This window comes from Streptomyces sp. NPDC006510, from assembly GCF_040611955.1.
GTDB lineage: Bacteria > Actinomycetota > Actinomycetes > Streptomycetales > Streptomycetaceae > Streptomyces.
Genome location: NZ_JBEXPH010000309.1, coordinates 1 through 6,871, shown reverse-complemented (window position 1 = coordinate 6,871; position 6,871 = coordinate 1). Strand labels below are relative to the sequence as shown.

Sequence of the window (6,871 nt, the reverse complement as noted above, 5' to 3'; positions counted from 1 at the left end):
GTCGTAGCGGGCCTCCGTGCCCGCCCAGGGAGCTCCGGCGCCGAGCCGCGCGGCGAGGAAGAGGGCCGCGGCGCCGACACAGAGCGAGCACAGGAGGTGCGCGGTGATGACGGTGCGCCGGGTGCGGACGCCGGAGAGCCGGGCGGCGTGCTCGTCGCCGCCGGTCGCGTACATGTGGTGGCCGAGCCGGGTGCGACGGCTGATCAGCCAGAGGGCGGCGGCGACCGCGAGGAGGAGGAAGAGGGAGACGGGAACCGGTCCGATCCGGTCGTAGCCGAGGTGCTGGAAGGAGGCGGGGACCTTGCCCGCGGGGCCGGTGTAGTTGTCCTCGATCCAGCCGCGCAGGATGAAGGCCGTGCCGAGGGTGGCTATGAAGGCGTTGACCTTGAGTCCGGTGACGATCAGTCCGTTGGCCAGACCGACGGCGGCGCAGAGGGCGAGGACGGCGATGACCGCGACGAGCACGCTGCCGCTCTGCATCGTCTCCGCGGCGACCAGAGTGCCCAGGCTGATCAGGTAGGCGACGGACAGGTCGAGCGATCCGGTGAGGATGACGACGGACTGGCCGACGGCCACGAGGCCGAGGGCGACACAGTTCTGGAGGATCGTCACCACGTTGGTCACGGTCAGGAAGTCCCCGCCGCGGGCCGCGACGACGATCCAGCCGAGCACGGTGACGGCGAGGGCGGCGAGCCAGACCCCCACCACGGGGCCGGTGAGGCGCGGCCGGGCCGTCCGCGACGGGCCGGTGCGGGGCCGGGTGCCCAGGTCGGGCCGGAGTGCGGTCATGCTGCTCCCTCCGTGGCACGGTCGCCGCCGGTGGCGACGCGCATGACTGTCTCTTCCGTGGCTCCGGCGGGCAGTTCGCCGGCGAGGCGGCCTTCGGACATGACGAGGATGCGGTCGCTCATGCCGATCAGCTCGGGCAGTTCGGAGGAGATGATCAGTACGGCGAGGCCCTCGCGCGCCAGTTCCCGTACGAGGGTGTGGATGGCCGCCTTGGCCCCGACGTCGACGCCGCGGGTCGGTTCGTCGAAGAGGAGCACCCGGGGACGGGCGGCGAGCCACTTGGCGATGACGACCTTCTGCTGATTGCCGCCGGACAGGTACTGGACCTGCTGGTCCTCGCCATGGGCATGGAGGCGTACGCGTTCCAGCAGCGCGGTCAGCTCGCGGCGCGCGGCCGGTCTGCCGCGCGCGGGGACGGCGCGGGTCACGAGCAGCGCGTTGTCGGCCACGGACTGGTGCAGTGCGAGGCCCTCGCCCTTGCGGTCCTCGGTGACCAGGGCGATCCCGGCCCGGACGGCTTCCCGGGGGTGCGCCGGGCGCAGCGGTTCTCCGCCGACGGTCATGGTGCCCGTGGTGAAGGGGGCGGCGCCGAAGAGGGCGCGGGCGAGGGAGGTACGGCCGGAGCCCTGGAGGCCGGCGACGCCGACGACCTCGCCGGCCCGCAGGGTCAGATCGATGCCGGAGATCCTGGAGTTGCCGCCGCCGCTCACCGTGAGCCGCGCCTCGCCCGGCTCTCCCGGACGGGCCCTGGGCGGGTAGTAGGCGCCGAGTTCCCGGCCGACCATGGCGCGTACCACCGTGTCGGCGTCGGTGTCGCGGGTGTTGAGCGTGCTGACGCGGCGGCCGTCCTTGAGGACGGTGATCCGCTGCGAGAGGTCGAAGACCTCGCGGAGCCGGTGCGAGATGTACAGGATGCCGATTCCGCGGGCGGCCAGGCGGCGTACGAGGAAGCCGAGTTGCTCGACCTCGTGGTCGGCGAGTGCGGCGGTGGGTTCGTCCATCACCAGGATGCGGACGTTGGATGCGATGGCCTTGACGATCTCCACCGTCTGCCGGCGTGCGACCGACAGCTCATGGACCGGGGTCCGCGGGGTGATGCCGGTCTCGTCGAGTTCCGCGAGGAGTTCGGCGGTGCGCCGCTCCATGGCCCGCCGGTCGACGAGTCCGTACCGGGTCGGTTCACGGCCGAGGAAGACGTTCTCGGCGACCGTGCGGTGCTCCAGGAGCGCGAACTCCTGGTGGATGATGCCGACCCCGGCGGCCTGGGCCTGGGCCGGGTGGCTGAAGGAGTGGGCGGTGCCGTCGATGGTGAGGGTCCCCGCGTCGGGTAAGTACTCGCCCGCGAGGATCTTCATCAGTGTCGACTTCCCCGCGCCGTTCTCCCCCACCAGGGCATGCACTTCCCCGGCTTCGAGGTCGAGCCCCACCCCATCGAGCACAAGCACCCCGAGGAAGCTCTTGGACACACCCTGCATCGTCAGCATCTGGCTGCTCCTCGCTCAGTGGTCTGCAGAGCAGAGTCGTGACAGGCATTAGGAGTGTCAAGGGCTCAAGCACCTTTGTTTTTCGGCGACTTGGCACGTACTTATGTCGATGACCGAACAGCGGATGCCTTGTGAGCAGCAGAAGTCCTCCCTAGGGTGACTGCCATGTCTTCGCCGTCGGATCGCAATTCCGCTGCCGCATCGCACTCGCCCGGCGAGGTGCTCGCACTGATCGGTTCGGGGGCGGTGGCGACCCGTGCCGACATAGCCCGGGTCACCGGAATGGCCCGTTCGACGGTCTCCCAGCGAGTGGACGCGCTGATCGCGCACGGTCTCGTGGACGAGGACGCCGACGGCGCTTCCACCGGTGGCCGGCCACCGCGACGGCTGGCGCTGCGCACCCGCGAGCACGCGGTGGCCGGGGTGGATCTGGGCGCCTCGCACTGCCGGGTGGCGCTGATGGACATCGGTGGGACCACGCTCGCGTCGTACGAGGAACCGCTGTCGATCGGGGACGGCCCGGATTCCGTGCTGCGGCGCGTGGAACGCACCGTGCGCGCCCTGTTGGAGGAGACCCACCGGGAGCCGGAGACGCTGCGGTCCATCGGTGTCGGGGTGCCGGGTCCGGTGGAGTTCTCCACCGGCCGTCCGGTCGATCCACCGATCATGCCGGGCTGGCACCAGTACCCGATCCCGGAGTTCTTCGCTTCCCGGTTCGGGGTGCGGGCGCTCGTCGACAACGATGTGAATGTGATGGCGCTGGGCGAGCAGCGGCGCGCGTTCCCGGACTGCCGCTACCTGCTGTACATCAAGGTCGGCACGGGGATCGGCTGCGGAATCGTCGCCGACGGCAAGCTGCACCGGGGGGCGCAGGGATGCGCGGGCGACATCGGCCACATCCGGGTCGGGGATCTCGACGATCCGTGCCGGTGCGGCAATTCGGGCTGTCTGGAGGCTGTCGCGGGTGGTGCGTCACTGGCGGCGAAGCTGGTCGGTCTGGGAGTGGATGCGGCGTCGGGCCGCGATGTCGTGCGCCTGGTGCAGTCCGGGAACCGGGACGCCGTGCGGATGGTCCGGGAGGCCGGGCGTGCGGTCGGCGAGGTGCTCGCCGGTCTGGTGAACTTCTTCAATCCGGACACGGTGGTGATGGGCGGTGCGCTGGCCGCCGTTCACGACCAGTTGCTCGCGGGTGTCCGGGAGGCGGTGTACCGGCGCTCGCATCCGCTGGCCACACAGCTGCTGCGGATCGAACCGAGCCGCACGGGTGAGAATGCGGCAGCGGTGGGGGCGGGAATCCTCGCCATCGAGCACGCGCTGTCTCCCGCGCAGGTGAACCGGCTGGTCGCGGGCTGAGCGCGGGTGCCCCTCCGTGCACGGACGATGTCCACGGAGGGGCACTGGTCACGCCGTTACTCCTTCACGACGTCACGACGTCACGCCGTCACGCCGGAGTCATCAGGTCCCACCGGGCCTCGAACAGCACGCACCGGTACTGCGCCCAGCTCCCGTTGCCGACGCCCGCGTCCCCGGCCGCGACGCACTCCTGCTCTGTGTCGAATGATTCGGAGACGTCCCAGCCCAGCGCCCCGGATTCGGACGCCGCGGCGGCCGAGGCCGTCGCGACGGTGACGACGGCTCCGGCGCCTGCGAGTGCGAGCGCCATGACGACGCCCGCGGCCGCGGTGGCGGCGGCCCTGGTCGGCTTGTGCATGATGGCCTCCTTCTGGTTGTACGGATACCTGGCGTTCCGTCGCCGCTGCGACGGACCGGTCTCAGCGGGTGCGCACGATGTCCACGTCGGACGCCTTCACGAAGGCGATCCGGTGGCCGATCTGCACCGTCACGTACTTCTCCCTGCCGCCGAAGTACGAGTGGTCGAGCGGGTACGAGGAGTCGATCGTGGGCGCGTAGAAGTAGCCGGTCGGCGCCTCGCCGCCGCCGGGGTAGGACTGGCCGGCCTTGATCGTGTACTGGAGCGGCGAGCCCACCCGCTTGTCCGCGAAGTCCGCGGGGTATTCGGACTTCTCCGGGTACGCGACCCCGTACACCGGCACGTCCGTGCGGCCGGCCTTCGGCCTGACGACATAGCCGGAGGTGGGCGTGGTGTTCCGGCTGCGGGCCGGGGTCTCGAACCAGGCCTTCCGGCCGTACCACCAGATCGCCGTCCAGCCGGGCGCGTGGTCCGCGACGACGGCCTGCTGGGTGGCGCTGATCTTGCTGCCCCAGTCGGCGGCGCAGTTCGTGCCGGGCGAGCCGTCGGTGTGCAGTCCGGGGTCGGAGAAGAGGGGCGCGTCGGTGGACGGCGCGGTGTGGAGCGGGACGGCGCTGGAGCCCTGGACCGGCAGGTCGACGCCCTTCTCGCAGTCACGGAACGCCTGCTGGTTCTTGTTGAAGTCCGGGCTGACGGTGATCAGTTCGCTGCTCTTGGGGGCGCTCGGCACGGTGGGCTTGCCGAGCAGCGCCATGAAGCGGTTCCAGTCCCAGTACGTACCCGGGTCCCAGTGCATGTTCTTGGTGCCGGCCGCGCTGGTGGGCGGCACTCCGTCGTGACCGATGATGTGCTGGCGGTCGAGCGGGATGTCGTACTTGGCCGCGAGGTAGCGCACCAGCTTGGCGGTCGAGCGGTACATCTCGGGGGTGTACCACTTGGCGCCCTCGACGGCGACGCCCTCCTGCTCGATGCCGATGGAGTGGCTGTTGACGTACCAGTTGCCCGCCTGCCAGGCGACGTCCTTGCCCTTGACCATCTGCGTGACGTGCCCGTCGGCCGAGCGCACCACGTAGTGGGCGGATGCCTGCTTCAGCGGGTTCTTGAAGATCTTCAGGGTGGTGTCGAAGTCTTCCTCGGTGTCGTGCAGAACAATGAATCCGACCTTGTTGGTGTGCGGCCGGTCCGCGGTGTCGTAGTTCCCGTACGTCTCCTTGTCGGCTGGGTCACCCGTCTGCTGGTAGGCCGCCGGTACCCAGTCGCAGTCGAGGCTGCGCGGGCATTCCGGTCGCACCCCGTCCGCACCGGCCTGCGCCACGGGGCTGAGCAGCGCCATGCTCAGTGCGCCGACGCCTGTCAACGCGAGTGCGAGTCCGGTCCTCTGCTTGGACGTCATGACAACCCTTCTTGGAGCCGTGCGTGATGGAGCCGTGCGTGTTCCGATCTCACTGTTCCGCTGTGCGCGCACACTCTCCGACCTGAGATGACAGCACGTCAAGGGATCCGTGGAGGTCGCCGGTCGAGCCAGTGGACCAGACCACTGGCAGGGTGTCTGACCTGCGGCGGAAAGATTCAACAGGTCGCCTACGACGGCTCGTTGCCCGGGATTCACGAAGGGGCCGGGCGGCCAGCCGGCTGTGGGATCTGACGGTACGCGACACGCTGCGGCCTGCTGACCAACGCTCCTTCGGTTGTCTCAGGCCGCGGCGGAGCGACGTTTTCTCGGGCCGTGGCAGAGCGACGTTGTCTCAGGGACGTGGCATTTCCTCACCACGGGCTGCGACCGGTAGGGCGGGTTCGCCCAAAGCCTCAGTTCGTGCTGTTCAGGGCGTTGGCGTACTGCTCGTCGGTGACGGGTTCGAGCCAGGTGGTTCCGTCGCCGGTGTCGTCGCCGACGACCATGGCGATGTGGGCCATGAGCGTGGAGTCGGTGGCTCCATGCCAGTGCTCTTCACCGGGCAGGCATTTGACTGTCTGGCCGGCGCAGGCACGTACGACGTGGCCGTCGCGGGTGCCGACCAGGCCGATTCCGTCGGTGATGTAGAGGGTCTGGCCGTTGGCGTGGGAGTGCCAGTTGGTGCGGGCGCCGGGCGTGAAGCGCACCAGGGCTGTGGCGAGATGGGCGGGTTCGGCAGGAGTATCGATCATGTTGAGGTAGACGTCGCCGGTGAAGCGTTCGGCAGGGGCCTTGAGGGTGGGGGGTCTGGGCGATGTGTTCCATGGCTGCCTTCTAGCTAGTGCTTCGTCAGGTCTGCTGTCTGTGAGGCCGTGAGTGGTGCCTAGGATGAGGGCCATGGTGACCATCGACGTTGCGTCGGTCGCAAACGAGGACGAGCTGCATCGACTGCTACAGCGAGAGCTTGGCATTCCGGACTTCTACGGCCGGAACTGGGATGCGTTTTGGGACGCAGTCAGCGGCCTTGTTTTGATTCCTGAGCATGCGCGCTTCGCGGGTGGGCACTGTTGGCTGAGCGTGTGCCAGGTGGGACGATGATGCTGACCAGTTGCCTTGATCGCTACCGCGACCGCTATCGGCCGGGTCTTCGGGTGAAGTACCTGACCGTGGCGTTCGCCCGTCTGCGCTGACAGATCTCGGCCGCAAGTGATGCAGGTGCCGGTCCAGCACCTCAGCAGATCCTGGAGAAGGTCGAGGACCTGGTAGAGGGTCAGGCCCGGTGTGGGGACTTGTGGGTCGAGCCGGCGGCACAAGGTCGAGATCCATCGGATGACCGGGCGGGTCGTCGAGTGCCCGATCGACGAGATGGACCGCCCTCGGGGATCGAAGGACGCCGCCCTGCGGACCCCGCCGACCGAGCCCGGAGATCAAGACACTGTTCACCGGTTGGGGCGGCGAGCTGGCGACCTGCCGAAAAATCGCCCCCACCGCGCG

General features: G+C 69.2%; 7 protein-coding genes. 2 read left to right on the top strand and 5 right to left on the bottom strand.

The genetic code is table 11. The annotated features are described in order from the left end of the window. Positions 1-789 (bottom strand): ABC transporter permease (locus ABZY11_RS41860; RefSeq protein WP_356484196.1); only part of this gene is annotated, 789 nt, incomplete at its 3' end. Continuing rightward, positions 786-2,273: a sugar ABC transporter ATP-binding protein gene (locus ABZY11_RS41855; protein WP_356484195.1), complete on the bottom strand. Its 1,488-nt coding sequence runs from the start codon at positions 2,271-2,273 to the stop codon at positions 786-788. The genes ABZY11_RS41860 and ABZY11_RS41855, both read right to left, overlap by 4 nt. 165 nt (positions 2,274-2,438) lie before the next feature. Here ABZY11_RS41855 and ABZY11_RS41850 point away from each other — a divergent pair, with 165 nt between their 5' ends. Continuing rightward, entirely contained in the window at positions 2,439-3,626 is a 1,188-nt protein-coding gene (locus ABZY11_RS41850; protein ID WP_356484194.1) for an ROK family transcriptional regulator, read from the top strand. An 88-nt stretch (positions 3,627-3,714) separates the two neighbouring features. Here the strand turns inward: ABZY11_RS41850 and ABZY11_RS41845 are convergent, their stop codons facing one another. From ABZY11_RS41845 to ABZY11_RS41835, 3 genes are all read right to left on the bottom strand, one after another. Further along, positions 3,715-3,984: a hypothetical protein gene (locus ABZY11_RS41845; protein ID WP_356484193.1), complete on the bottom strand. Its 270-nt coding sequence runs from the start codon at positions 3,982-3,984 to the stop codon at positions 3,715-3,717. A gap of 61 nt (positions 3,985-4,045) precedes the next feature. Continuing rightward, a complete protein-coding gene (locus ABZY11_RS41840; RefSeq protein WP_356484192.1) occupies positions 4,046-5,377 on the bottom strand; it encodes a peptidoglycan recognition family protein in 1,332 nt (443 codons plus the stop codon). 413 nt (positions 5,378-5,790) lie between these two features. Further along, on the bottom strand, positions 5,791-6,129 hold the full coding sequence (locus ABZY11_RS41835) for a cupin domain-containing protein (protein ID WP_356484191.1): 339 nt from the start codon (positions 6,127-6,129) through the stop codon (positions 5,791-5,793). 145 nt (positions 6,130-6,274) lie between these two features. Here ABZY11_RS41835 and ABZY11_RS41830 point away from each other — a divergent pair, with 145 nt between their 5' ends. Beyond that, the gene (locus ABZY11_RS41830) at positions 6,275-6,475 is read left to right on the top strand and encodes a barstar family protein (RefSeq protein WP_356484190.1); all 201 of its coding nucleotides are present in this window, start codon (positions 6,275-6,277) and stop codon (positions 6,473-6,475) included. Positions 6,476-6,871 lie beyond the last annotated feature (396 nt).